Annotated in this window: 23 protein-coding genes and 1 tRNA gene; 18 read left to right on the forward strand and 6 right to left on the reverse strand. The window is 68.5% G+C overall.

Annotated features, from left to right (window positions below):
* The first annotated feature begins 310 nt into the window (after positions 1 to 310).
* The 3 genes from GO308_RS08065 to GO308_RS08075 all read left to right on the forward strand — a co-directional run bounded on the left by GO308_RS08065 (position 311) and on the right by GO308_RS08075 (position 2,599).
* A complete protein-coding gene (locus GO308_RS08065; protein WP_346769040.1) occupies positions 311 to 874 on the forward strand; it encodes a 5-formyltetrahydrofolate cyclo-ligase in 564 nt (187 codons plus the stop codon).
* Positions 874 to 1,080 (forward strand): DUF2842 domain-containing protein, encoded by a 207-nt coding sequence (locus GO308_RS08070; protein WP_066548133.1) that lies wholly within the window; start codon positions 874 to 876, stop codon positions 1,078 to 1,080. The genes GO308_RS08065 and GO308_RS08070 overlap by 1 nt, the downstream gene beginning before the upstream one ends.
* A 154-nt stretch (positions 1,081 to 1,234) precedes the next feature.
* Positions 1,235 to 2,599: an AarF/ABC1/UbiB kinase family protein gene (locus GO308_RS08075; RefSeq protein WP_240885079.1), complete on the forward strand. Its 1,365-nt coding sequence runs from the start codon at positions 1,235 to 1,237 to the stop codon at positions 2,597 to 2,599.
* Between the two features lie 29 nt (positions 2,600 to 2,628).
* Here the strand turns inward: GO308_RS08075 and GO308_RS08080 are convergent, their stop codons facing one another.
* From GO308_RS08080 to GO308_RS08090, 3 genes are all read right to left on the reverse strand, one after another.
* Positions 2,629 to 2,985, reverse strand: a complete 357-nt coding sequence (locus GO308_RS08080) for a PRC-barrel domain-containing protein (protein ID WP_066476393.1) — start codon at positions 2,983 to 2,985, stop codon at positions 2,629 to 2,631.
* A 128-nt stretch (positions 2,986 to 3,113) separates the two neighbouring features.
* A tRNA-Asp gene (locus GO308_RS08085) sits at positions 3,114 to 3,190 on the reverse strand.
* A gap of 23 nt (positions 3,191 to 3,213) precedes the next feature.
* On the reverse strand, positions 3,214 to 4,437 hold the full coding sequence (locus tag GO308_RS08090; RefSeq protein WP_082731185.1) for an AI-2E family transporter: 1,224 nt from the start codon (positions 4,435 to 4,437) through the stop codon (positions 3,214 to 3,216).
* Between the two features lie 70 nt (positions 4,438 to 4,507).
* Between GO308_RS08090 and glpK the strand changes: the two genes are divergently transcribed.
* From glpK to GO308_RS08125, 7 genes are all read left to right on the forward strand, one after another.
* Positions 4,508 to 5,980: a glycerol kinase GlpK gene (glpK, locus tag GO308_RS08095; protein WP_240885080.1), complete on the forward strand. Its 1,473-nt coding sequence runs from the start codon at positions 4,508 to 4,510 to the stop codon at positions 5,978 to 5,980.
* Between the two features lie 58 nt (positions 5,981 to 6,038).
* The gene (locus GO308_RS08100) at positions 6,039 to 6,674 is read left to right on the forward strand and encodes a phosphoribosylanthranilate isomerase (RefSeq protein WP_240885081.1); all 636 of its coding nucleotides are present in this window, start codon (positions 6,039 to 6,041) and stop codon (positions 6,672 to 6,674) included.
* A gap of 49 nt (positions 6,675 to 6,723) precedes the next feature.
* Positions 6,724 to 7,953, forward strand: a complete 1,230-nt coding sequence (gene trpB, locus GO308_RS08105) for a tryptophan synthase subunit beta (protein ID WP_240885082.1) — start codon at positions 6,724 to 6,726, stop codon at positions 7,951 to 7,953.
* Positions 7,954 to 7,987: 34 nt separating this feature from the next.
* Positions 7,988 to 8,779: a tryptophan synthase subunit alpha gene (gene trpA, locus GO308_RS08110; RefSeq protein ID WP_066476400.1), complete on the forward strand. Its 792-nt coding sequence runs from the start codon at positions 7,988 to 7,990 to the stop codon at positions 8,777 to 8,779.
* The gene (gene accD / locus GO308_RS08115; RefSeq protein ID WP_066548118.1) at positions 8,776 to 9,633 is read left to right on the forward strand and encodes an acetyl-CoA carboxylase, carboxyltransferase subunit beta; all 858 of its coding nucleotides are present in this window, start codon (positions 8,776 to 8,778) and stop codon (positions 9,631 to 9,633) included. The genes trpA and accD overlap by 4 nt, the downstream gene beginning before the upstream one ends.
* Before the next feature lie 19 nt (positions 9,634 to 9,652).
* A complete protein-coding gene (locus GO308_RS08120) occupies positions 9,653 to 10,975 on the forward strand; it encodes a folylpolyglutamate synthase/dihydrofolate synthase family protein (protein WP_240885083.1) in 1,323 nt (440 codons plus the stop codon).
* A gap of 70 nt (positions 10,976 to 11,045) precedes the next feature.
* Positions 11,046 to 11,471, forward strand: a complete 426-nt coding sequence (locus tag GO308_RS08125; protein WP_066673687.1) for a DUF6628 family protein — start codon at positions 11,046 to 11,048, stop codon at positions 11,469 to 11,471.
* Positions 11,472 to 11,588: 117 nt separating this feature from the next.
* On the opposite strand, the gene GO308_RS08130 is transcribed toward GO308_RS08125, so the two are convergent.
* Positions 11,589 to 13,241, reverse strand: coding sequence for an MFS transporter (locus tag GO308_RS08130; RefSeq protein ID WP_346769042.1), 1,653 nt, complete (start codon positions 13,239 to 13,241; stop codon positions 11,589 to 11,591).
* A gap of 56 nt (positions 13,242 to 13,297) precedes the next feature.
* Between GO308_RS08130 and GO308_RS08135 the strand changes: the two genes are divergently transcribed.
* Both GO308_RS08135 and GO308_RS08140 read left to right on the forward strand, forming a co-directional pair.
* Positions 13,298 to 14,431, forward strand: coding sequence for an aromatic ring-hydroxylating dioxygenase subunit alpha (locus tag GO308_RS08135; protein ID WP_240885084.1), 1,134 nt, complete (start codon positions 13,298 to 13,300; stop codon positions 14,429 to 14,431).
* Complete coding sequence (locus tag GO308_RS08140) at positions 14,428 to 14,799, forward strand: YdeI/OmpD-associated family protein (protein ID WP_331709948.1); 372 nt, start codon at positions 14,428 to 14,430, stop codon at positions 14,797 to 14,799. Before GO308_RS08135 ends, GO308_RS08140 begins: the two co-directional genes overlap by 4 nt.
* Here the strand turns inward: GO308_RS08140 and GO308_RS08145 are convergent.
* Positions 14,771 to 15,205 carry a response regulator gene (locus GO308_RS08145; protein WP_066476414.1) on the reverse strand — a complete coding sequence of 145 codons (435 nt, stop codon included), beginning with the start codon at positions 15,203 to 15,205 and terminating at the stop codon, positions 14,771 to 14,773. The genes GO308_RS08140 and GO308_RS08145 overlap by 29 nt on opposite strands.
* 132 nt (positions 15,206 to 15,337) lie before the next feature.
* Here GO308_RS08145 and GO308_RS08150 point away from each other — a divergent pair, with 132 nt between their 5' ends.
* The 4 genes from GO308_RS08150 to GO308_RS08165 all read left to right on the forward strand — a co-directional run bounded on the left by GO308_RS08150 (position 15,338) and on the right by GO308_RS08165 (position 20,650).
* Positions 15,338 to 16,411, forward strand: coding sequence for a pseudouridine synthase (locus tag GO308_RS08150; RefSeq protein WP_240885085.1), 1,074 nt, complete (start codon positions 15,338 to 15,340; stop codon positions 16,409 to 16,411).
* On the forward strand, positions 16,412 to 16,951 hold the full coding sequence (gene rsmD, locus GO308_RS08155) for a 16S rRNA (guanine(966)-N(2))-methyltransferase RsmD (RefSeq protein ID WP_240885086.1): 540 nt from the start codon (positions 16,412 to 16,414) through the stop codon (positions 16,949 to 16,951).
* A 50-nt stretch (positions 16,952 to 17,001) separates the two neighbouring features.
* Complete coding sequence (locus tag GO308_RS08160; protein WP_240885087.1) at positions 17,002 to 19,284, forward strand: UvrD-helicase domain-containing protein; 2,283 nt, start codon at positions 17,002 to 17,004, stop codon at positions 19,282 to 19,284.
* Between the two features lie 349 nt (positions 19,285 to 19,633).
* Positions 19,634 to 20,650 carry a glycosyltransferase family 2 protein gene (locus GO308_RS08165; RefSeq protein ID WP_240885088.1) on the forward strand — a complete coding sequence of 339 codons (1,017 nt, stop codon included), beginning with the start codon at positions 19,634 to 19,636 and terminating at the stop codon, positions 20,648 to 20,650.
* A gap of 21 nt (positions 20,651 to 20,671) precedes the next feature.
* Here GO308_RS08165 and ispG read toward each other — a convergent pair whose 3' ends face one another.
* Positions 20,672 to 21,787 carry a flavodoxin-dependent (E)-4-hydroxy-3-methylbut-2-enyl-diphosphate synthase gene (gene ispG, locus GO308_RS08170; protein ID WP_240885089.1) on the reverse strand — a complete coding sequence of 372 codons (1,116 nt, stop codon included), beginning with the start codon at positions 21,785 to 21,787 and terminating at the stop codon, positions 20,672 to 20,674.
* Positions 21,788 to 21,905: 118 nt separating this feature from the next.
* Between ispG and GO308_RS08175 the strand changes: the two genes are divergently transcribed.
* Positions 21,906 to 23,114: an acyltransferase family protein gene (locus tag GO308_RS08175; protein WP_240885090.1), complete on the forward strand. Its 1,209-nt coding sequence runs from the start codon at positions 21,906 to 21,908 to the stop codon at positions 23,112 to 23,114.
* 46 nt (positions 23,115 to 23,160) lie between these two features.
* Positions 23,161 to 24,111 carry an isoaspartyl peptidase/L-asparaginase gene (locus GO308_RS08180; RefSeq protein WP_066548209.1) on the forward strand — a complete coding sequence of 317 codons (951 nt, stop codon included), beginning with the start codon at positions 23,161 to 23,163 and terminating at the stop codon, positions 24,109 to 24,111.
* The last annotated feature ends 21 nt before the right edge of the window (positions 24,112 to 24,132 follow it).

Below are 24,132 nucleotides of genomic sequence, written 5' to 3' on the forward strand. Positions count from 1 at the left end.
CAGAGGATATTCCAGCAACCGACCCATGGTGGTCCCCGCCACCCCCGTTTGCGAAAGTTGATGGGACGACGATCAGATCGCCCACGGGTGGTCGTCAAGATGTTCCATCGCGTCACATACCGCTCATCCTGAGTAGGGGCTGAGCGGAGCGGAAGCCTGTCCTGAGCACCTGCCTTGGCAGGCAGTCGAAGGGACCCGTATCGAAGGACTCACGCGCGCTCTCGTCCTTCGATACGCCATTTCGACAAGCTCAATGGCTACTCAGGATTAGCGGGTTTAGAGATCTGTCCACATGCAGACAGGCCCAGAAATGACGATGGACACCGACAAATCCGCCCTGCGCGCCGAATTGCGCGCGCGCCGCGATGGCTTTGCCACGGACAAGGAAGCCGCCTTCGTCATGCCGGGATGGCTGCGCGCGCGGATCGCGCCGGGCACCGTCATTGCCAGCTACTGGGCGGTCGGCAGCGAAGCCGATCCGTCGGGGATCGAGCGCGATGCCCGGATGCTGGGCGCGGCGATCGCGCTTCCGCATGTCGCGGCCTCGCGTGCGGTGCCGATGCGCTTCCTCGCCTGGTCGCCGGGCCAGCCTCTGGTCGACGGGCCGATGCGCCTGAAGCAGCCCGCCGCCAGCGCGACCGAGCTCGTCCCCGACATCATCCTGACGCCGCTGATCGGTTTTGACGATGCGCTCAACCGGCTCGGCCAGGGCGCAGCTTATTACGACCGCGCCTTTGCCCGCTTCCCCGATGCGCTCCGCATCGGCGTCGCATGGTCGGTGCAGGAGGTGCCCGCCGTGCCGGTCGACCCGTGGGACGTGCCGCTGCACGCCGTGATCACCGAACGCGGCCTGTTCATGACCGGAGACTGGTAATGGAACCCAATTGGCGCAAGCCCGTCGGCATGCTGGCGATTTTGGTCGCCGCCTTCGTGTGGATCGGCCTCGTCGCGAGCTTTTCGGCGACGATCGGGGGCTTGCACTGGGCGGTGCAGGCGCTGGTCTACGCGGTGACCGGCGTGATCTGGATCGCGCCGATGAAGCCGTTGCTGCGCTGGATGGAAACCGGGCACTGGCGATAGCGCCCGATCTGGGACGAAGGTTGCGCGCGTCGCCCCGGCGGAGGCCGGAACCATTGACGAATGCGGGAACGCCCCCTGCCCCATAGCCCGCATTGAAGCGCGACCGCCGCGCCTTACCTGCGTGGGATAAAGCCTTTCACCGGAGCATGTCCAAATGGCCCTTCCCCCCGATCGCCGGCACGGCACCGCAGTGCCCACCGGACGGTTCGCGCGATTGGCCAGGTTCGGCGGCCTTGCCTCGGGCGTGGCCGGCGGCATGCTGGTCGACGGGGCGCGACAATTCGCCGCCGGCAAGCGGCCGAACGTCGGCGACCTGTTGCTGACTCCTGCCAATGCGATGCGGGTGACGGCGCAGCTCGCGCAGCTGCGCGGCGCGGCGATGAAGATGGGGCAGTTGCTGTCGATGGATGCGGGCGAGCTGCTGCCGCGCGAGTTGACCGACATCCTCGCCCGGCTGCGCGCCGACGCCGATCACATGCCGCCGGGTCAGCTCAACACGGTCCTCGGCCAGGCATGGGGCCGCGACTGGCGCCGGCAGTTCGCCGAGTTCGGTCAGCGCCCGATCGCCGCCGCGTCGATCGGCCAGGTGCACCGTGCGCGCACGCGCGACGGCCGCGATCTGGCGATCAAGATCCAGTATCCGGGCGTCGCCCGCAGCATCGACAGCGATGTCGACAACGTCACCGCACTGCTCCGCGTATCGGGCCTCGTCCCCAAACAGATCGACGTCGCGCCGCTGCTGGCGGAGGCGAAGCGGCAGCTGCACGACGAAGCCGATTATGCGCGCGAGGGCGCTTATCTGGCGCGGTTCAAGACCTTGCTCGCCGATCGGCCGGAATTCGTCGTGCCCGACTCGCACGCCGACCTTACCCGCCCGACCATCCTCGCCATGGATTTCGTGACGGGCGTCCCGGTCGAGTCGCTCGTCGATGCGCCGCAAGCCGAGCGCGACCGCGTCGTCACGCTGCTGCTCGAACTGGTGCTGCGCGAGCTTTTTGAATTCGGTTTGATGCAGACCGATCCGAATTTCGCCAACTATCTCTACGACCCCGCGACCAGGCGGATCGCGCTGCTCGATTTCGGGGCCGCGCGTGAAATCGCGCCGGAAACCGCGGCGGGGTATGCGCGCCTGCTGAACGCCGCACTCGACGGCGATCTGGACCGCGCGCGCGAGGTTGCGGCGGCGGCGGGCTTCATCAATGCGGACGCGCCGCGCTGGCGGCAGGAAAAGGTGATTGCGATGCTGGATCGCGGCCTCGCGCCACTGCGTAGCGACGCGATGTTTGATTTCGGCGCGCGCGACATGTTGGCGGAGATGCGGGCGGAGGGCGTCGAACTGGCCGCCGACCGCAGCCAGTGGTTCCTGCCCCCGGTCGACACGCTGTTCATCCAGCGCAAGATCGGCGGCATGTATCTACTGGCTACCCGACTGCGCGCGCGGGTGAACGTGCGCACGCTGTTCGAGCGCTATCTGCCCGCAGACGTGCAATTGCCGACGCCGGCAGCCGCCGTCATATGACGGCGGCGCCGGAGCCCGTTTCTGGATGATCAGGCGTAGTTCAGGCCATAATACCCATGGACCTGCTCGCCATAGGCGCGATCATAGGTCGGCTCGTCCTGATCGTAGCGCGGTGCGTTCTCCAGCTGCTCCTTGGTCAGGCTGACGACATAGCCGCCCTTGTCGGTGTCATAGGTCAGCGTCTGCCACGGCAGCGGATAGTGGCTGTGGCCCATGCCGAACAGGCCGCCGAACGACATGACCGCATATTCAACCTGGCCCGACATCTTGCCGACCATGAACCGCTCGATCGTGCCGAGCCGGTCGCCGTCGGCGCCGTAGACCGCCGTGCCCTCGACCTTGTCCGAAGCGATCAGATCAATGGTTTCGCGTGAGTCGATGTCCATGGTTACCCTCCATACTGGTCGCCGCTCCTTGGCGGCGGCGACAGGAAGGGAACGCCCCGTGTCCGGGTTAAGTTCAACGATTTTCGAGAAATTTTGGCGCGGCCAAACGCGCGGCGCTGCGCGGGCAATGGCGCGAGTGACGGGGCTCGAACCCGCGACCTCCGGCGTGACAGGCCGGCGCTCTAACCAACTGAGCTACACCCGCATATCCTTGCGAGAGCGCGGCACCTAGAGGACGGCCTCGGGGCTGTCAACACCCCCGGCGGGCGATGTTTCGCGCTTCGGCGCATGCTCGCGCGGCGGCTCGTTCACCAGCGTCCCATGCTCGAACAGGAAGCCCGCGATATCGGGACGCCCTGCCGCGCGCAGCACCCGCTGAAAGATGATCAGCAGCGGCACCGCGAGCAGCGCGCCGGCCGTTCCCCACACCCAGCCCCAGAAGCTGAGCGCGATCAGGATCGACAGCGGATTGATCGTCAGCCGGTGACCGATGACCAGCGGCGTGAACAGGTTCGCCTCGACCAGATGCGCGGCGATCATGATGAAGGCCGGCATCAGCGCCCACCACAGCTGGTCGAAGGTCATCAGGCCGCCCAGCGCCAGCAGCGCCGCCGCCAGGATCGGCCCGAAATAGGGGATGTAGTTGAGCAGCGCGACGATCCCGCCCCACATCAGCGGCGTCGGCATCCCGATCAGATAGACGCCGCCCGCGACGACCAGGCCGAGCGACAGGTTGATCAGCGTGATCGTGCCCAGATAGGCCGACGTGTCGTCGACGACGTCCTGGATCACCCGCGCCGTCGCCAGCGCCCCGCCGAAGCTCGATCGGCTGGTGATCGCCGACTGGCGCAGCCGCGTCCACCCCGACAGGAAGAAATAGATGACCAGGATGACGAAGAACATTTCGATGAGCGCCGACGGGGCCGACGTCCCGACCAGGTCGAGCAGCGAACGGGGCGGCTCCACGACGGCTTCGTTGCGGCGGGCGGGCGCGCTCGCCACCTCGCTGATCAGGCGGTTCACGAACTTCTCGAAGCTCGAATAGAAATCGATGAGCGGGGCGATGTTCGTCTGAATGCGGGCGATCCGCTCGGGCAGCACCTGGACCCAGCTCCACGCCGGCACGACGATCGAGGCGAGCGCGATGTTGGCGATCGCCAGGAACACGAACACGCACAGGAACGCCGCGAGCGGCGACGGCAGCCGCCGCCGTTCCAGCCATTCCAGCAACGGCACCAGCGCGATCGCGACGACGATCGCCGCGGTCAGCGGCAGGAAGAAGCGATATCCGGCCTGGAGCGCGAAGGGCAGCGCGAGCACCAGTCCGACGCCCGCGATCAGGGTCAGCCCGGCGAGCAGGCGGTCGCGGCGCAGTTCCTCGTCATGATGGGTATCGCCGGTCAGGCGTTCGGGATCATGCTCGCCCGGCCCGGTGACGTTGTGCTGGTTCATGCTGCCTGTGTAGAACAGCCAGCGGGCAAGGGGAATTCCCCCCGCCGGTCGTCCGGCCTATGCTGATGCGATGGAAAAGCTGATCCTGGTGCTCGACGCGGGCACCACCTCCACCCGCGCGATGCTGTTCGACCCCGACCGCGGCCATGTCGCCCACGAAGGCCGGCCGATCACGCAGCATTACCCACGCCCCGGCTGGGTCGAACATGACGCCGGCGAAATCTGGCGCGAATCGCTGGCGTGCGCACACGCGATGGTCGCGCGTGCCGGCGGCGCCGACCGGATCGCCGCGATCGGCATCACCAACCAGCGCGAAACCGTCGTGTTCTGGGACCGGGCAACGGGCGAGCCGCTCGCCCCGGCGATCGTGTGGCAGGACCGCCGCACGGCCGATCTGTGCGCCGCGTGGCGCGACGCGGGCGAGGAACCCGGGGTGCAGGCGCGCACGGGGCTCCGGCTCGATCCCTACTTCTCGGGCAGCAAGGTCGCCTGGGCGATGACGAACTGGCCCGAGGTCGCCGCGGCGGCGCAAGCCGACCGGCTGGCAATCGGTACCGTCGAAAGCTGGCTCGTGTGGAAACTGACCGGCGGGGTGCATGTCACCGATGCGACCAACGCATCGCGCACCTTGCTGATGGCGCTGGGCAGCGGCAGCTGGGACGACGGGCTGATCGAGCTGTTCGGCGCGCCGCGCGCGGCGTTGCCCGCGATCGTCGATTGCGCCGGATCGTTCGGCGAGACGACCCTGTTCGGCCATCCCGTCCCGATCACCGGCATGGCCGGCGACCAGCAGGCCGCGTCGATCGGCCAGGCGTGCCTCAATCCCGGCGAGACCAAGGCGACGTTCGGCACGGGCGCGTTCGTGCTGACCCATACCGGCGCGACGCCGCCGGTATCGCGCCACCGGCTGCTGGCGACGCTGGCGTGGCAGATCGACGGGCGGCGCGCCTATGCGATCGAAGGGTCGGTGTTCGTCGCCGGCAGCCTGATCAAATGGCTGCGCGACCAGGTCGGCCTGATCGGAACCGCGCAGGAAACCGAGGATCTGGCCCGCAGCGTCACCGATAATGGCGGCGTCTATCTGGTCCCGGCGCTGAGCGGCATCGGCGCGCCGTGGTGGCAACCCGACGCCCGCGCCGCGATTTCCGGCCTCAGCTTTTCCAGTACCCGCGCGCACATCGTCCGCGCCGCGCTGGAGGCGATGGCGCACCAGGCGCATGACCTTAAGACCGCCTTCGCCGCCGATGGTGCCGACTGGGCGCGGCTGCGCATCGACGGCGGCATGGTCGCCAACGACTGGATGGCCCAGGACCTGGCCGACATGCTCGACGTGACGGTCGAGCGCCCGGATTTTGCGGAGACCACCGCGATGGGTGCCGCCATGCTTGCCGGGCTGGGCTGCGGCCGCTTCGCCTCGCTGGAGGCGGCGGCGGCGATGCGCGGACCGGTGCGCGAATTCACCCCGTCGATCGACCCGGACCTGCGCGCGCGCCGGCTGGCGGGCTGGGCGCACGCAGTGAAGCAGGTGCTGGCGCCCGCCTGACCACCGGCGCCTGACTGCCGGGGCTTGCGCGCGCCGCCGAGGCTTCTATGGCGGCGCGATGCCCGCCACGGTCAAGATTTGCGGCCTGTCGACCGCCGACACGCTCGATGCCGCGATCGGCGGCGGCGCGAGCCATGTCGGGTTCGTCTTCTTCGCGCCAAGCCCGCGCAACCTCGCCCTCGAACAGGCGATGGCGCTCGCGGCGCGCGTGCCCGATCGGGTCGCGCGGGTCGGCGTCTTCGTCGATCCCGACGACACCCTGATCGACGCGGCGGTTGCGGCGGGCAGGCTCGATGCCTTGCAGCTTCACAAGACCGCGCCCGGACGCGTCGCGGCGATCGGCGCGCGCACCCGGCTTGAGACCTGGGCGGCGGTGGCGATCAAGACCGCGCGCGATCTTGACCAGGTGCGCGGTTTCGCGGGCGCGGCCGACCGCATCCTTTATGACGCCAAGACGCCGGAGGGCGCGACGCTGCCCGGCGGCATGGGTGTACGCTTCGATTGGGCGCTGCTCGACGGGTTCCGGCACCCGCTGCCCTGGGCGCTGTCCGGCGGGCTCGACGCGGGCAATGTCGCCGAAGCGATCCGGCGCACCGGCGCGACCCTGGTCGATGTGTCGTCCGGCGTCGAGCGCGCACCGGGCACCAAGGACCCGGCGAAGATCGCCGCGTTCCTGAAGGCGGTGCACGGATAGGCGATGCCGTATCGACTTGGGGCCCGCAGGTGCTAAACGCACCCGCATCATGAACGCACCCAACAGTTTCCGGGCCCAACCCGACGAGCGCGGGCATTTCGGCGATTATGGCGGCCGCTATGTCGCCGAAACGCTGATGCCGCTGATCCTCGACCTGGAGCGCGAATATCGCGCGGCGCAGGCCGATCCGGCGTTTCACGCCGAGTTCGACGACCTGCTCGAACATTATGTCGGCCGCCCCAGCCCGCTCTATTATGCGCCGCGGCTAACCAAGGCGCTCCGCGCGGGTGCCCCCGACGGCATGGGCGCGGAAATCTGGTTCAAGCGCGACGAGCTCAACCACACCGGCGCGCACAAGATCAACAACTGCATCGGCCAGATCCTGCTGGCGCGCCGTATGGGCAAGACGCGGATCATCGCGGAGACGGGGGCCGGCCAGCATGGCGTCGCGACCGCCACGGTATGCGCGCGCTTCGGCCTGCCGTGCGTCATCTACATGGGCGCACGCGACATCGAGCGGCAGCAGCCCAATGTGTTCCGCATGAAGCTGCTGGGCGCGGAGGTCCGCCCGGTGACGAGCGGGGCTGCGACGCTCAAGGATGCGATGAATGAGGGGCTGCGCGACTGGGTCGCGAACGTCCACGACACCTTCTACATCATCGGCACCGCCGCCGGGCCGCACCCCTATCCCGAGCTCGTCCGCGATTTTCAGAGCGTGATCGGGCGTGAAGCGCGCGCGCAGATGCTCAGCCGCACCGGCCGCCTGCCCGATCTGCTGGTCGCGGCGATCGGTGGCGGATCGAACGCGATCGGGCTGTTCCACCCCTTTCTCGACGACGCGGACGTCAGGATGCTCGGCGTCGAGGCGGCCGGGCATGGGCTCGACAAGGAACACGCCGCGTCGCTGGCGGGGGGCTTCCCCGGCATCCTGCACGGCAACAAGACCTACCTGCTCCAGGACGAGGACGGCCAGATCACCGAGGCGCATTCGATTTCGGCCGGCCTCGATTATCCCGGCATCGGGCCGGAACACGCGTGGCTGAAGGATATCGGCCGGGTCGACTATACCTCGATCACCGACGCTGAGGCGCTCGATGCGTTCCAGCTGCTCTGCCGCACCGAAGGCATCATCCCGGCGCTCGAACCGAGCCATGCAATCGCCGCCGTCGCCAAGGTCGCGCCGACGATGCGCGCCGACCAGGTCATCCTCGCGAACCTGTGCGGACGCGGCGACAAGGATATCTTCACCGTCGCCGAGGCGCTGGGAGTGGCGATGTGAATCGGAGCCACTCCACGTCAGGCGAGAGGGCTATATGACCCGCCTTTCCGCTGCTTTCCCGGCTGATCGCGCCGCGCTCGTCACCTTCGTGACGGCGGGCGACGGCCCCACCCCCGCCATCCTCGACGCGCTCGTCGCGGGCGGGGCGGACGTGATCGAGCTGGGGATGCCGTTCACCGATCCGATGGCGGATGGTCCGGCGATCCAGGCGGCAAATCTGCGCAGTCTCGCCGTCGGCACCACGACGCGCGATATCCTGGCGATCGCTGCCGATTTTCGCGCCCGCCATCCCAGCGTCCCGCTCGTCCTGATGGGCTATGCCAACCCGATGCTCCGGCGCGGGGCGGAGTGGTTTGCTGAGCAGTGCGCGACGGCCGGTATCGACGGCGTCATCTGCGTCGACATCCCGCCCGAGGAGGACGATCAGCTCGGCCCGGCGCTGCGCACCGCGGGCATCGCGCCGATCCGGCTCGCCACCCCCACCACCGATACCGCGCGCCTGCCAGCCGTGCTCGATGGCGCATCGGGCTTTCTCTACTATGTCTCGGTCGCCGGAATCACCGGGCTGCAACAGGCCGCGCAGGCCTCGATCGAAACGGCAGTCGCCCGGCTCAAGCCCGCGACCGACCTGCCGATCGCGGTCGGCTTTGGCGTGCGCACGCCCGAACAGGCGGCGGCCATCGCCCGCGTCGCCGACGGCGTGGTCGTCGGATCGGCGATCGTCGAGCTGATCGCCGCGAACGGTGCCGACGCGCCCGCCGCCGTCACCGCCTATGTCCAATCACTGCGCGCCGCGATCGACGCGGCGCAGAAGGAACCTGCATGAGCTGGCTCAACCGCGTTCGCAACGCGATCGCCTCCGTCGTCGCGACCAAGGAAACGCCCGACAATCTCTGGCATAAATGCCCCAAATGCCAGCAGCTGATCTTCACCCGCGAGTTCGAGGAAAATCTGCACGTCTGTCCGTCCTGCGGCCATCATGAGCGCATCGGCCCGAAGGAGCGGTTCGCGCAGTTGTTCGACGAAGGATCGATGAAGCTGCTGCCCGCGCCGCGCGTGCCCGAAGACCCGCTCAAGTTCCGCGACTCCAAGCGTTATGTCGACCGGCTGAAGGCCGCACGCGTCGAAACCGGCGATCCGGATGCCTTCGTCAACGCGCGCGGCACGATTCACGGGCACCGTGCGGTGATCGGCGTGCAGAACTTCGCCTTCATGGGCGGATCGATGGGCCAGGCGGTGGGCGAGGCGTTCATCGCGGGCGCCGAGGCCGCGATCGCCGCCAAAGCTCCGTTCATCGTCTTCACCGCATCGGGCGGCGCGCGGATGCAGGAAGGCATTTTGAGCCTGATGCAGATGCCACGCACCACCGTCGCGATCGAGATGCTTCGCGAGGCGGGCCTGCCCTATATCGTCGTGCTGACCGATCCGACCTCGGGCGGGGTGATGGCTGCCTATGCGATGCTGGGCGACATCCACATCGCCGAGCCCAAGGCGACGCTGGCGTTCACCGGGCGGCGCGTGATCGAGCAGACGATCCGCGAAAAGCTGCCCGACGATTTCCAGACCGCGGAATATTATCGCGACCATGGCCTGATCGACATGGTCGTCGAGCGCAAGGCGCTGCGCGACACGCTGGCGCAGGTGATCGGCTATCTGTGCGGGGAGCGCCAGGCCGCCTGACGCGCTACCCCCGCCGATCATGCCCGATTTCGCAACCTCGACCGATCCGGCGGTGCAGCGCCAGCTCGACCGGCTGAGCCTGCTCGGGCCGGGTGCGGACATATTGGGGCTCGACCGCATCACCCGGCTGCTCGACCGGGTCGGCAACCCGCACCGCCACCTGCCGCCGGTGTTCCATGTCGCGGGCACCAACGGCAAAGGATCGACCTGCGCCTATCTGCGCGCCGGGCTGGAGGCGGCGGGCCATCGCGTCCATGTCTATACGAGTCCGCATCTGGTGCGCTTCAACGAGCGAATCCGGGTCGCGGGCCAGCTGATCGGGGATGCGGCGCTTGCCCCGCTGCTCGCCGAAGTGCTCGACGCGGGCAGCGATATCGGCGCAAGCTTCTTCGAGGTGACGACGGCGGTCGCGTTTCTCGCATTCGCGCGCACGCCGGCGGACGCATGCGTGATCGAGGTCGGGCTGGGCGGGCGGCTGGATGCGACCAACGTGATCGACCATCCCACGGTGTGCGGCATCGCCCAGCTCGGGCTCGATCACCAGGCGTTCCTCGGCGACACGATCGAGGCAATCGCCGCCGAAAAGGCCGGGATCGCGAAGCCCGGCGTGCCGCTCGTCACCTTCGACTATCCGCCAGCGATACGCGACGTCGTCGCAGCCGCCGCCCATACGCGCCGCGCACCGGTGCTGCGCGCCGGCGCCGACTGGCACTGGGACATCACCGACGGCCGCCTCACCTATCGCGATGGCGGGGGCGTACTCAGGCTCGACCTGCCCGTGCTGGCCGGCTCGCACCAAGCGGCAAACTGCGCGCTGGCAACCGCGATGCTGCGACATCAACGCGCCCTGCACATCCCCGACGCTGCGATCGCCGCGATGCCCAGTGGAGCGCGTTGGCCGGCGCGGATGCAACGCCTGTCGGACGGGCCGCTGACCCGCCGGCTGCCCGCCGGGTCGACGCTGTGGCTGGATGGCGGGCACAATCCCGCCGCAGCTCAGGCCGTGCGCGACGCCCTCGCCGGGGTGGCTGAAAGCCGCCCGATCGCGATCGTGCTCGGCATGCTCGCCAACAAGGATCCGGACGGGTTGCTTGCCCCGTTCGCAGCGATGACCGACCGGCTTGTCGCCGTGCCGGTTCCCGGCCACGCGCATCACGTGCCCGAAGCCCTCGCCACGCTGGGCAAGGCGCTGGGGATCGGCGTGACGGACACCGCCGCCGATGTTCCTGACGCCCTCGATGCGATCGCGTCAGCAACCCGCTCGCCAGTCACCGTGCTGGTACTGGGATCGCTCTACCTCGCCGGACGCGTACTCGCCGCAAACGAGGAGCTGCCCGACTGATCCACCCTTTTTGCGATTGACTATCAATAGCGGTTTGATAGCCTGGCGTCCCTGTCGAGAGGAACGTCCGATGTCGCCTGCCAACCCGATCGCCACCGCCCTGCCCCATCGCGCACCCGATGCGCCGGCGGTGCGCCTGCTGCTGTTCGCGATCCGCCAGACCGGCGCGCAGGGTCTGCACGACGCGGCCGTCGCCAATGCCTTCGTCACCGCGTTCGGCCGCCGTTTTCGCCGCCCGCTGGTGCTGCTCCGCGCGCTGATGAGCGACATGTCGTCGGTATCGTCCCGCCCGATCCAGATCGCGCCGTGGTGCTGTCAACGCATGACCCGCGACGAAGCGGGGATCATCGCTGCGCTGACCGCCGCGCCCGACCGGCCGGAGCGCGCACTGATCCTGCTTGCGGACGTGCTCGGCGCGCCGCAGCGCGCGGTGCCGATCGCGACCGCGCAGCTATTGGCGCAGAGTTTTGCCGAAGCCGGGCTGGCGCTGGAATAAACGGACCACGCTTCTCGTCGATCTACGCTCACCCGTTCGTATCGAGCGGAGTCGAGATACGTTTTTCGACTTCGCTCGAAACGAACGGAAACTGCGCCAAGTTTTTGAACACCGGTCTCAAGCCGCGGTCGCCACCGCCTCGCCCTCGACCCCCGACGCGCTCGTCCGCTGGCGCCACCAGTCGGCGAGCACCAGGACCACCGCGACGCCGCCCAACGCGGCGGTCAGCAAGAATATGTTGGCATAGCCGTACAGCTCGAGCGCCTCGCCGATCGCGGCGCGGCCAAGCGCGCCGACCAGAAAGGTCATGGAGGACAGCAGCGCGAACTGCACCGCGCTGAAATCGCGCGACGTCATCGCGCTGATATAGGCGACGAAGGCGGTACCCGCCAAACCGCCCGCGATATTCTCGCCCGAAATGGCGACCATCAGCCGCAGCATCCGGGGGTCGACCCCGATCTGGTCGAGGAACAGCAGCCCGGCAAAGCCGTCAATTCCCGCGCCGCCATTGGCGAGATCGGCATAGAGCAGGTTGGACAGCGCCGCGACGATCCCGCCAAGCAGCAGCGTCGGCATCCGCCCCAGCGTCGCCAGCATCACCCCGCCGATCGCGACCCCGGCGATCGTCATGATCACCCCGAACAGCTTGGACGCGAACGCGACCTCGTCATTCGTGTAGCCCAGGAAATCGAGGTAGAAGGGAAAGGCGAACGGCGCCCAGATCGAATCGGCGATGCGATAGAGCAGGATGACCGCGAGGACGAGAATCGCGCCCCAGCGCAGCCGCCCGACGATCTCGGCCAGCGGCAGGATGAGCGCGCGATAGCAATGATTGGCGGTCGCCTGAAGCCCGCCCTGCCCCGCCGCATCCTCGATACGGCGGGGCAGCCGGTTGGTCCACGCCGACACCATCGCGGGAATGATGACGGTCGCGACGATGATCCACGGCCCCCAGTCGCGGGTGAAGTTCCCCGCCGATGGCGCGCTCTCGCCCGGCGGCACCGGACTGAGCGCCGCGGCCATGAAGCTGCCCAGCACCGCGATCGCCCAAAGCCAGCAGACCGCGACGATGCCCAGCGCGATGGCGCGTTCACGCGGCTCGGGGACGACATGCCCGGCGAGCGGCGCGCGCTCGTCCATCCGGTCGCGCGGCCGCTCCGGCGTGAACAGCGTCATGACGAGCGCACCGATCATGGCACCGCCAAAGCCGATATAGACCGCCGGCCAGCCGATACGCGCCGCCAGCACCAGCGCCAGCGCGCCGCCGGTCAGTGCCGCCAGCCGGTTGCCGAGCTGATAGATGGCGGAAAGGAGGTCGACGGTCGCGGTCTCGTCCGCCACCTCGATGCGCCAGGCGTCGATCACCACATCCTGCGTCGCCGACAGGAAGGCCGCGATCACCGCGAGCACGGCAAAGCTGCCGATCGCGGTCACCGGATCGGTCAGCGCCAGCGCGACGAGGAGCAGCGCCAGCCCCCCCTGGCACAGCACCAGCCAGGATCGCCTGCGACCCAACCGGCCAAGCAGCGGCAACTGCGCGCGATCGACCAGCGGCGACCACAGGAACTTGAAGGCATAGGCCAGACCGATCCACGACACGACCCCGATCGTCGCCAGGCTGACCTTCAGCTCGCCCAGCCACGCGTTGAGCGTCCCAATCAGCAACACGAACGGCAGGCCGGAGGCAAAGCCCAGCACCAGCATCGCCGATGTCTTGCGATTGCGCAGCGCCGCGCGCAGCAGCGCCACCCCCTTCACCCTGTCCGTCACCTTGAACCCTTGTCCCAAAGGCGCAACACTAGCCAAAACGAGAGGGAAGAATAGCCATGAACGCGCTCACCCCGACGCCGGGCCAGCTCGCCCTGGCGGCGGAACTTGGCCGCGGCGGCACCGCGCGCGACGACGGCATCGCGCACGTCGCGGCGGACGCCTATACCCGTGCGGCGCGGCATGACGCCGAACAGGCGCGGATCTTCAACCGCGTGCCGCTGGTCATCGCCCCATCGGCGTTGCTGCCCGATCGCAACATGGCGGTGCCGCATGACGGCTTCGGCAAGCCGCTGCTGGTTGCGCGCGACGGTGACGGGCGGGCGCATGTCTTCCTCAACGTCTGCCGCCATCGCGGCACGCGTCTGGTGGAGGGCTGTGCTGCGATAAAATCGCCGCGTCTCGTCTGCCCCTACCACGCCTGGACCTATGCGCTCGACGGCCGGCTGACCGGGTTGCCGCGACCCGAAACCTTTCCTGGGCTCGACAAGGGCGAGTTCGGCCTGAAGCGGCTACCGACGCATGAAGCGGGCGGCCTGATCTGGTTCAGTTTCGATGCGGATGCGGACTTCGCCGATGCCGACATCCTGGCGCGTGACTTCGCGGCGTTCGACCTGGCCGGACAGCACCTGTTCCGCCGCCGCACCCATGAGGTGCGCGCCAACTGGAAGCTGATCATGGATGCATTTCTGGAGGCGTATCACGTGCAACGGCTTCACGCCGGCACGATCGCGCCGTTCTTCCAGGACGGGGTGTCCACCGCCGACACGATTGGCGCGCACCAGCGTTCGGCGGTCGGCCGCGCGGCGGAGGCCGACGCGCTGTCGTCGGGCGACTGGGCGGTGCTGCGCCGTGCGATCACCTATACCTATCAACTGTTTCCGGGCACGGTCCTCATCGTCAGCCCCGATTACATCAACCTGATGATCCTGATGCCTCAGGCGCACGACCGCGTCCTGGTCGAGGATCTCATGCTGATCCCCGAAGCCCCGGCGACCGACAAGGCGCGCGACCATTGGGAACGCAGCTGGCAGCTGCTCGACCAGGGCGTGTTCGCGGCAGAGGATTTCCGCGCCGCCGAGCTCGGTCAGCAGGGTCTGGCCAGCGGCGCGATCGACCGCCTGACGCTCGGCCAGCTCGAACGCGGCATCCGGCACTTCCACGACGCGGTGGAGGGGATGCTCGGTGCGTGAAACGATTGGACGGCAGGGCGGCGGCGCGCGACACGACCGCGGACATGGCTGACGACTTCAAGCACGGAACGGTCCATCAGGCCGCCGAGGACCTGCAGCGCGCGCTGCGGGCAAGCCCCGAACTATATGCGCGGTGGCAGGCGCTGACCCCACTCGGGCGCAACGAATTCATCTGCTGGGTCGAGGATGCGAAACAGCCGGCGACCCGCGCGCGACGGCTGCGCCGAACCTGTGAGGAATTGCTGGAGGGAAAGAAGCGGCCCTGCTGCTGGGCCGGCTGCATTCACCGTCCCGACAAGGCACCGGGCCGATGGCAAAAGGCCGTTCTGATCGACGGGGTCAAACGGCGCGCTCCAGAAACAGGCTGAACGGGGGCGAGAGCTTCTTGGGCTGCTGGCCGTCAAGCACCGCCTCGATCGCGTCGATCGCCGCCGTCAGGTCACGCGGACCATAGGGTTTCGACAGGCAGCCCGCCGCGAGCGCGCGGGCATCGCCCGGACAATTGCCGGTAACGAACAGCACCATGACGCCGCGCGCCACCGCCGCGCGCGCGACATCGATTCCCGAACCGTCCGCGAGCGTCAGGTCGACCAGCGCCAGGTCCAGCGGCTCGTCACGCGCGATCACCGCCAGCGCATCCGCGACCGAATCGACCGTCGCGGCGATTTCGAAGCCGGATTCGGTCAGATGATATTCGGTGTCGAACGCGACGAGCGGCTCGTCCTCGACCACCATGATGCGCGTAATGCGCCGGGTTTTGCGGGTAAACAGCATCTTGTCGTATTCGCTCGTCCCTGAAGCGACCGTCTGCGCGGCCCCTTCCGCACAACGTCCTGCCGACGAAATCGCCGCCCGGCAGCAAAGTTTTTTTGTCGGTCGGCCAGCAGTGTCTATATCACCGTCGCCATGGGGCCGTCCAAACCGAAAGAACCGCAGCGCATCGCGAAATTGCTGTCGCGCGCCGGCATCGCGTCGCGCCGCGAAATCGAGCGCATGATCGACGAGCGTCGCATCGCGCTCGACGGCAAGCCGCTGGAGACCGCTGCGACCGTGCTCACATCGCTCAGGGGCGTGACGGTCGACGGGCAGGCGGTGAAGGCTCCTGCCCCGGCCCGGCTGTTCCGCTTTCACAAGCCCAGCGGCGTGCTGACCACCGAGCGCGATCCGCGGGGCCGCGCGACGATTTACGACCGCCTGCCGCGCGACCTGCCGCGCGTGATGCCGGTCGGGCGGCTCGACCTCAATACCGAGGGCCTGTTGCTGCTCACCACCGACGGTGAACTGAAGCGCCAGCTCGAACTGCCCAAATCAGGGGTCGAGCGCAGCTATCGCGCGCGCGCCTATGGCCAGGTCAGCCAGGCGCAGCTCGAGGATCTGATGCTCGGCGTCGAGATCGATGGCGTGCGCTACGGCTCGATCAACGCCAATCTGGAACGGCGCACGGGCGCGAACATGTGGATCGAGCTGACGCTGACCGAGGGCAAGAACCGCGAGGTCCGCCGCGTGCTCGAACATCTCGGGCTCCAGGTCTCCCGGTTGATCCGCACGCGTTATGGCCCGTTCCTGCTCGACGGGCTGGGCATCGGCGCGGTCGACGAAATCCGCCAGCACGACGTCGTCGCGTTCCGCAAGGACATGAACGCGATGGCTCCGGTCCGCGTGACGATTCCGGTCGCGGCCGCGGCCGAAAGGCGACCCAGGCCGGAGCGCAGGGGCGAGCCGGACTCGCCGCCGAAGACCAGGTCGCATGCGCGGCCAGCCGGTGAGGCCAAGCCCCGGCCAAAGCCCGCCGAAGAGGCAAAGCCGCGGCGCGTGAAGGCGGCACCGGCGGAACGGACCGCGCGCGAGTCGCCGGCACCGGAGCCCGAACGCGCGCCGCGACCGGCCAAGAAGCCCGCAGGCTGGGCGAAGAAAAAGGCCAAACCGGGTCCGCCCCGGCGCAAGCGCGACCCCGGCGGTACCACGAAGAAGGCGCGATAGATGCGGATCATCGCCGGCACATGGCGCGGACGGCCGCTGATCGCGCCCAAAGGGGACGCCACCCGCCCCACCGCCGACCGCACGCGCGAGGCGTTGTTTTCGATGCTGACCAGTCGGGTCGGCAGCTTCGACGGGCTGCGCGTCGCCGACCTGTTCGCCGGATCGGGCGCGCTGGGGCTGGAGGCGCTGTCGCGCGGCGCTGCCGCATGCCTGTTCGTCGAACAGGACCGCGCCGCGCTCGACGCGCTGAAGGCCAATGTCGCGCGGCTCGGCGCAACCGGCGCGGATGTGCGTGCGCAATCGGTGCTGGCGCTGGGCCCGGTCAGCCAGCCGGTCGACCTGATGCTGGTCGATCCGCCCTATCGCAGCGGGGCGGGCAATGTCGCGCTCGACAAGCTGGCGCGGCTCGGCTGGATCGGCCCCGCGACCTGGATCAGCGTCGAAACCGCGCGCGACGAGGATGTCGATGCCACAGGCTTCGCGATCGACGCCGAGCGGGTGCACGGCAAGGCCAAGCTGACACTGCTCCGCCGCGCCTGAACCCGCGAACCGGGTTGCCCCAGGCCTGCGCGTTCCCTAACTGTTCACCGATGAGTCTTCCCGCGTCCGCCCCCGAAGATCCCCCTTATCTGCGCGGGCTCAATCCGCCGCAGCGCGAGGCGGTGCTGACCACCGACGGGCCGGTCCTGATGCTGGCGGGCGCCGGCACGGGCAAGACCGCGGCACTGACCGCCCGGCTCGCGCATCTGCTCTACACGCGCCGCGCCTATCCGAGCGAGATACTGTCGGTCACCTTCACCAACAAGGCGGCGCGCGAGATGCGCGAGCGGGTCGGCCGCATGGTCGGCGACCTGGTCGAGGGGATGCCGTGGCTCGGCACCTTCCACGCGATCGGGGCCAAGATGCTGCGCCGCCACGCCGAACTGGTCGGGCTGCAATCCAACTTCACCATCCTCGATACCGACGACCAGCTGCGCCTGCTCAAGCAGCTGATCGCCGCCGCCGACCTGGACGAGAAACGCTGGCCGGCGCGTCAGCTGGGCGGGCTGATCGACGGGTGGAAGAACAAGGGGCTGACCCCGGCCGATCTCGATGCGGGGGAGAACGAGCTCTACGCCAATGGCCGCGGTCAGGAAATGTACCGCGCCTATCAGGACCGGCTGCGCGCCCTCAACGCCTGCGATTTCGGCGACCTGCTGCTCCACGTGCTGACGATCCTGAAAACTGACCGTGAGGTGCTGGGCAGCTATCAGCAGCGCTTCCGCTACATCATGGTCGACGAGTATCAGGACACCAACAGCGTCCAGTATCTGTGGCTGCGGCTGCTCGCGCAGGAGCGGCGCAACATCGCCTGTGTCGGCGATGACGACCAGTCGATCTATTCGTGGCGCGGCGCGCAGGTCGAAAATATCCTGCGCTTCGAGCGCGACTTTCCAGGCGCCAAGGTCATCCGGCTGGAGCAGAATTACCGGTCGACCCCGCACATCTTGGGCGCAGCCGCAGGGGTGATCGCCCATAATGGCGGGCGGCTGGGCAAGACCTTGTGGACCGAGCTGGACGCGGGCGAGAAGGTGCGCGTCATCGGCGTTTGGGACGGGCCGGAGGAGGCCCGCCGCGTCGGCGAGGAGATCGAGCGCGGCCAGCGCGATGGCCAGCCGCTCGACCAGTTCGCGATCCTGGTCCGCGCCCAGCACCAGACCCGCGAGTTCGAGGACCGCTTCATCGCGATCGGCATGCCCTATCGCATCGTCGGCGGCTTCCGCTTCTATGAGCGGCAGGAAATCCGCGACGCGCTCGCCTATTTGCGCATCGTCAACCAGCCCGCCGACGACCTGGCGTTCGAGCGCATCGTCAACGTGCCCAAACGAGGTCTGGGCGACAAGGCGGTGGCGAAGGTGCATCAGCTGGCGCGCGCGCAGGGGCTGCCGCTGCTCCACGCCGCCGCGCGCATCCTCGACACCGACGAGCTGACGCCGCAGGCGCGCCGCGCGCTCGGCAGCCTGATCGGCGACATCGGGCGCTGGCGCGACATGGCGCGCGACCTGCCGCACCCGGAGCTCGCCCGGCAATTGCTCGACGAAAGCGGCTACACCGCGATGTGGCAGGCGGACAAGACCGCCGAGGCGGCGGGGAGGCTCGAGAATCTGAACGAACTCGTCCGCGCGATGGAGGAATATGAAAGCCTCGGCGCGTTCCTGGAGCATGTCAGCCTGGTCATGGACAATGACGGCGGGCGCGACGAGCCGCAGGTGACGATCATGACGATCCACGCCGCCAAGGGGCTGGAGTTCGACACGGTGTTCCTGGTCGGGTGGGAGGAAGGCGTCTTCCCCTCGCAGCGCGCGATCGACGAAGGCGGCCTCGCCAGCCTGGAGGAAGAGCGCCGGCTGGCCTATGTGGCGATCACGCGGGCGCGGCGGCGCGCGGTGATCCTGCACGCGGCCAACCGCCGCATCTATGGCCAGTGGACGAGCAGCATCCCCAGCCGCTTCGTCGGTGAACTGCCACCCGAGCATATCGAAAGCGAGACGACGATGAGCGGCGGCGAAAGCCTGTGGCGCGCCAACTGGTCCGAACGCAGCGATCCGTTCGCCGACGTCGCGCGCGGCACCGGGCGTGGGCCCGGATGGCAGCGCGCGGCGTCGCCCGCCTCCACCTTCGTCCGCGAAAGCCCGCGCGTGTTCGAGGGCCGCGCGTCGGCGGTCAGCGTCGGCGCCCCGGCGCGCAAGGACATCGCGGTCGGAATGCGCGTCTTCCACCAGAAATTCGGCTATGGCGCGATCGCGGAGATCGAGGGCAACAAGCTGGAGATCGATTTCGAGCAGGCCGGACGCAAGCGCGTGATGGACAGTTTTGTGACGGTGGCGGCCTGAGGCGGGAGCCGCGAACATAGCGCCATCGCTGAGCCAGGCCCGCGCGCGCTTCCCACCACCAGAACCCGTCATCCCGGCCCTGTGCCGGGGTCCACCGCGCCGCAAAGCACCGTTGCGCGCCAGTTGGAGCCGAGCCAATGCGCTGGGCACGGGAAGCGCGCCGATGATGGACCCGTGCGGGTTGCGCGGTGGACCCCGGCACGAGGCCGGGGTGACGAAGAAGGAGTGGCGGGGTCTTGCGATCATCCCCTTTCCCGGTCAGCCTCTGAGAAGGACAGCAACGATGTCGCGGTAGCGCTCCGCCCCCGCCCCCTCGACTCGGCAGCGAAAAGGCGTAGACCGCGCGGCCATGATTCGCCCCGCGCTCTCGATCGTCATCCCCTGCTACAATGAGGAAGGGTGCCTCGACGCCCTGCACGCGCGTGTATCGGCGGCGGCGCGCGCGGCGGTGGGCGAGGATTACGAGGTCGTTCTGGTCAATGACGGGTCGCGCGACGCCAGCTGGCCGGTCATGCAGCGGCTGGCGGCGGGCGACCGCCACGTCGTCGCGATCAACCTCTCTCGCAATCACGGGCACCAGCTGGCGCTGACCGCCGGGCTCGATCTGTGCGCGGGCGACCAGATCCTGATCATCGATGCCGACCTTCAGGATCCGCCCGAACTGTTGAGCGAAATGCGCCGCGTGATGGCGGCGGAGGGGGCCGACGTCGTCTATGCCGTGCGCCGCAAGCGCGAGGGCGAGACCTTCTTCAAGAAGCTGACCGCCGCCGCCTTCTATCGCGTGCTCGACCGCGTAACCGACACGCCGATCCCGCTCGACACCGGCGATTTCCGCCTGATGAGCCGCCGCGCGCTCGATGCGCTGCTGGCGCTGCCCGAACAGGCGCGCTTCGTGCGCGGCATGGTCGCGTGGATCGGTTTCCGCCAGGTGCCGCTCGCCTATGACCGCGCCGAACGCATCGCAGGCGAGAGCAAATATCCGCTCGCCAAGATGATCCGATTCGCGCTCGATGCGGTTACCGGCTTCTCGACCGCGCCCTTGCGTTTCGCCAGCCATGTCGGACTATGGCTGACGGCGGCGTCGGTGCTGCTCGTCATCTATATCCTGGGCGCGTTCGCGATGGGCCACGCGCTGCCGGGCTGGACGTCGCTGATGCTGGTCGTGGTCGTGCTGGGCGCAGTGCAGATGTTCGTGCTGGGCATGATCGGCGAATATCTCGGCCGCCTTTATGTCGAGGCCAAGCGGCGGCCGCTCTATCTCGTCAGCGATGTCGCTGGCGAGGTGAAGCGCCACGTGACGCTGGGCTTCCGCGCGGAGGATGTCGCACCCAACATGCCGTCGGGGCCGGAACCGGACGCGGCCTGACCCGCGGCCCGGCGCCTCGGGTCAGGCCGCCTTCGCCTCGTTCGCGGCCTCGATCTCGGCGGCCTTGGCCTCGACCAGCCGGACGATGTGATCGACCATGTCGGCGTCCTCGACCGTGTGGTCGGTCACGCCCGACAGATAGACCATATGCTTGCCCGCACCGCCGCCGGTCAGCCCGATATCGGTCTCACGCGCCTCACCCGGGCCGTTAACGACGCAGCCCAACACGCTGAGCGACAACGGCGTGCGGATATGCTGGAGCCGCTCCTCAAGCGTCTGGACGGTGCGGATCACGTCGAAGCCCTGGCGCGCGCAGCTGGGGCACGACACGACGCGCACACCGCGGTTGCGGATCCCCAGGCTCTTGAGGATCTCGAAGCCGACGCGCACCTCCTCCTCGGGCTCGGCGGACAGGCTGACGCGGATCGTGTCGCCGATACCGTACCAGAGCAGGCTGCCGATACCGATCGCCGACTTGACGGTGCCACCGACGAACCCGCCGGCTTCGGTGATGCCCAGGTGCAGCGGACAATCCACGGCTTCCGCGAGCTGCTGATAGGCCGCGACCGCCAGGAAGATGTCGGATGCCTTCACCGCCACCTTGAATTCGTGGAAATCATGGTCCTGCAGCAGCTTGATATGGTCGAGCGCGCTTTCGACCAGCGCCTCCGGGCACGGCTCGCCATATTTTTCGAGCAGGTCCTTCTCCAGACTGCCGGCATTCACGCCGATGCGGATCGCGCAGCCATTGGCCTTGGCGGCGTTGACCACTTCGCGCACCCGGTCGGCCGAACCGATATTGCCGGGGTTGATGCGCAGGCATGCCGCGCCCGCATCCGCGGCCTCGAGCGCGCGCTTGTAGTGGAAATGGATGTCGGCGACGATCGGCACGCGGGCGGCGCGGACGATCTGCTTGAGCGCCGCGGTGCTTTCGACATCGGGGCAGGACACGCGGACGATGTCGGCCCCCGCTTCCTCGCAACGGCGGATCTGGTCGATCGTGCCGCGGACGTCATAAGTTTCGGTATTGGTCATCGTCTGCACCGTGACGGGCGCATCGCCGCCGACGGGGACGTTGCCGACCATGATCTGGCGGGACTTGCGGCGGATGATATCGCGCCAGGGACGAACAGACATGGGGTTTCCCGCTGAAGAGCCGATGATGCGGCCGGTATAGCCGCCCCGCCGCGACAGCGGAAGGCGATACGCGCCGACCCCGCTATCGTCGCGGTCGGTTTCCCCCTAAAGCGAAGCGATGACGAACACGGCGACCGCCCCCCGCCCGGACGCGGCCCCGCCGATCGCGCGGCATTACGGGATGGACTGGCTGCGGATCGCGGCGTTCGCGCTGCTGATCCTCTATCATATCGGCCTCGTCTATGCGCCGTGGAACTTCCACGTGAAGTCGCCGCACGTTGCCGATTGGGTGGTGGTACCGATGCTGGCGCTCAACGCGTGGCGGCTGGCGCTATTATTCGTCGTCTCGGGCTACGCCACGCGCGCGCTGCTGCGCCGCGCCGGCGGTGTGACGGCGTTCGCGCGCAACCGCACCATGCGGCTGGTCGTGCCGCTCCTGTTCGGCGTCATCGTCGTCGTGCCGCCCCAGCCCTGGATCGAGCTCGTCACCAAGCATGGCTACGGCTTCGGGCTGCCGCATTTCTGGATCCACGACTATTTCCGCTTCGGCACGCTCGACGGGCTCGTCCTGCCGACCTGGAACCATCTGTGGTTCGTCGGTTATCTGTGGGTCTATACCATGGCGCTGGCGGTGCTGATCGCACTTGTGCGCACATCGTGGCTCCAGCGCGTGTTCGACCGCGCTTTCGGCGGCGTCGGCGTGCTCGTGCTGCCGCTCGCCTGGCTGCTCGCGGTCCATCTGCGCTGGTTCCCGATGCGCGGCGAGACGCACGCGCTGTTCGACGATCCGGTCGCCCATGCCATCTATCTACCGGCCTTCCTGTTCGGCTTCGGACTGGCCGGGTCGGCGGCGGCGATGGCGGCGATCCGCCGGTGGTGGAAAGTCGCCGGACTGGCCGCGATCGCGGGCTATGGCGTCAAGGCGGCAGCCGAGCTCAACTGGCCCGGTGCGATCCCGATCGCGCGCGACTTCCTGCCGGTCTATCTGTCCGCGCACAGCGTCCAGCAATGGGGGGCGATCGTCGCGCTGATCGGGCTTGCCGACCGCTTCCTCGACCGCGACCATCCGCGCCGCACGATGCTGACCGAGGCGGTCTTTCCCTTCTACCTCATCCACCAGACGATCATCGTCGCGGTGGTGTGGGCGCTGCGTCGATTTGCCCCCTCGGCGCCGATCGAGTTCGCAATCACGCTGGCGGCGACGGTCGCGGGCTGCTGGGCTTTCTATCTCGCCGGGCGGCGCATCGGCTGGCTGCGGCCACTGATCGGCCTGCGTCCCCGGCTGGAACCGCGCGCGATGCCTGCTAGGGTCGCGACCCAGTCGTGAAGGAACCCATCTGATGCGTCTTCCCCTGTTGATCGGAGCCCTGCTGATGTCCCTGCCCGCCCACGCCCAGGATCGCCCGCAATGGACGCTCGTCATTCATGGCGGCGCGGGCGTGATCGAACGCGAACGGATCACGCCCGAACAGGACAAGGCGGTGCGCGCCGCGCTCGACCAGGCGCTGGTCGCGGGATCGGCGGTGCTCGAACGCGGCGGCAGCGCGCTCGATGCAGTCGAGGCTGCAGTCCGGATCCTGGAGGACGACCCCCATTTCAACGCCGGGCGCGGCGCGGTGTTCACCTGGAACGGCACCAATGAACTCGACAGCGCGATCATGGACGGCGCTACGCGTGGTGCCGGGGCCGTCACCGGCGTGTCGACGATCAAGAACCCGGTCACGCTGGCGCGCAAGGTGATGGAGAAGGGCCCGCACGTGATGCTGTCGGGTGCGGGGGCGGAGGAGTTCGCGCGCGACAACGGCGTCGAGACGGTCGACCCCAGCTGGTTCGCCACGCCCGAGCGCCGTCGCCAGCTCGACGAGCTCAAGTCGCGTTCGGCGGGCTGGTTCGATATCGACCTGAAATACGGCACCGTCGGCGCCGTCGCGCTCGACAAGGCAGGACATGTCGCCGCCGCGACCTCGACCGGCGGGCTGACCGGCAAGCGCTGGGGCCGGATCGGCGACGCGCCGGTGATCGGGGCGGGCACCTATGCCGACGATCGCGCCTGCGCGGTCTCCGCCACCGGCGCGGGCGAGTTCTTCATCCGCGAGGGCGTCGCGCACGAAATCTGCGCGCGCGTGCGCTTCAAGGGCGAAACGCTGCAACAGGCCGCCGACGCCGTGATGAAGGAAACCGCCGACCTGGGCGGCGACGGCGGCGTCATCGTCACCGGCCCGACCGGGGAGGCAGCGTGGAGCTTCAACACGCCGGGCATGTATCGCGGCCGCGCCATCGCCGGCGGGACGCGCAAGGTCGCGATTTACGGGGATGAGGAATAATCGGAAAGTCGGCCCCGCGAC

Source organism: Sphingomonas sp. SFZ2018-12, assembly GCF_022496715.1.
Taxonomy (GTDB): Bacteria; Pseudomonadota; Alphaproteobacteria; order Sphingomonadales; family Sphingomonadaceae; genus Sphingomonas.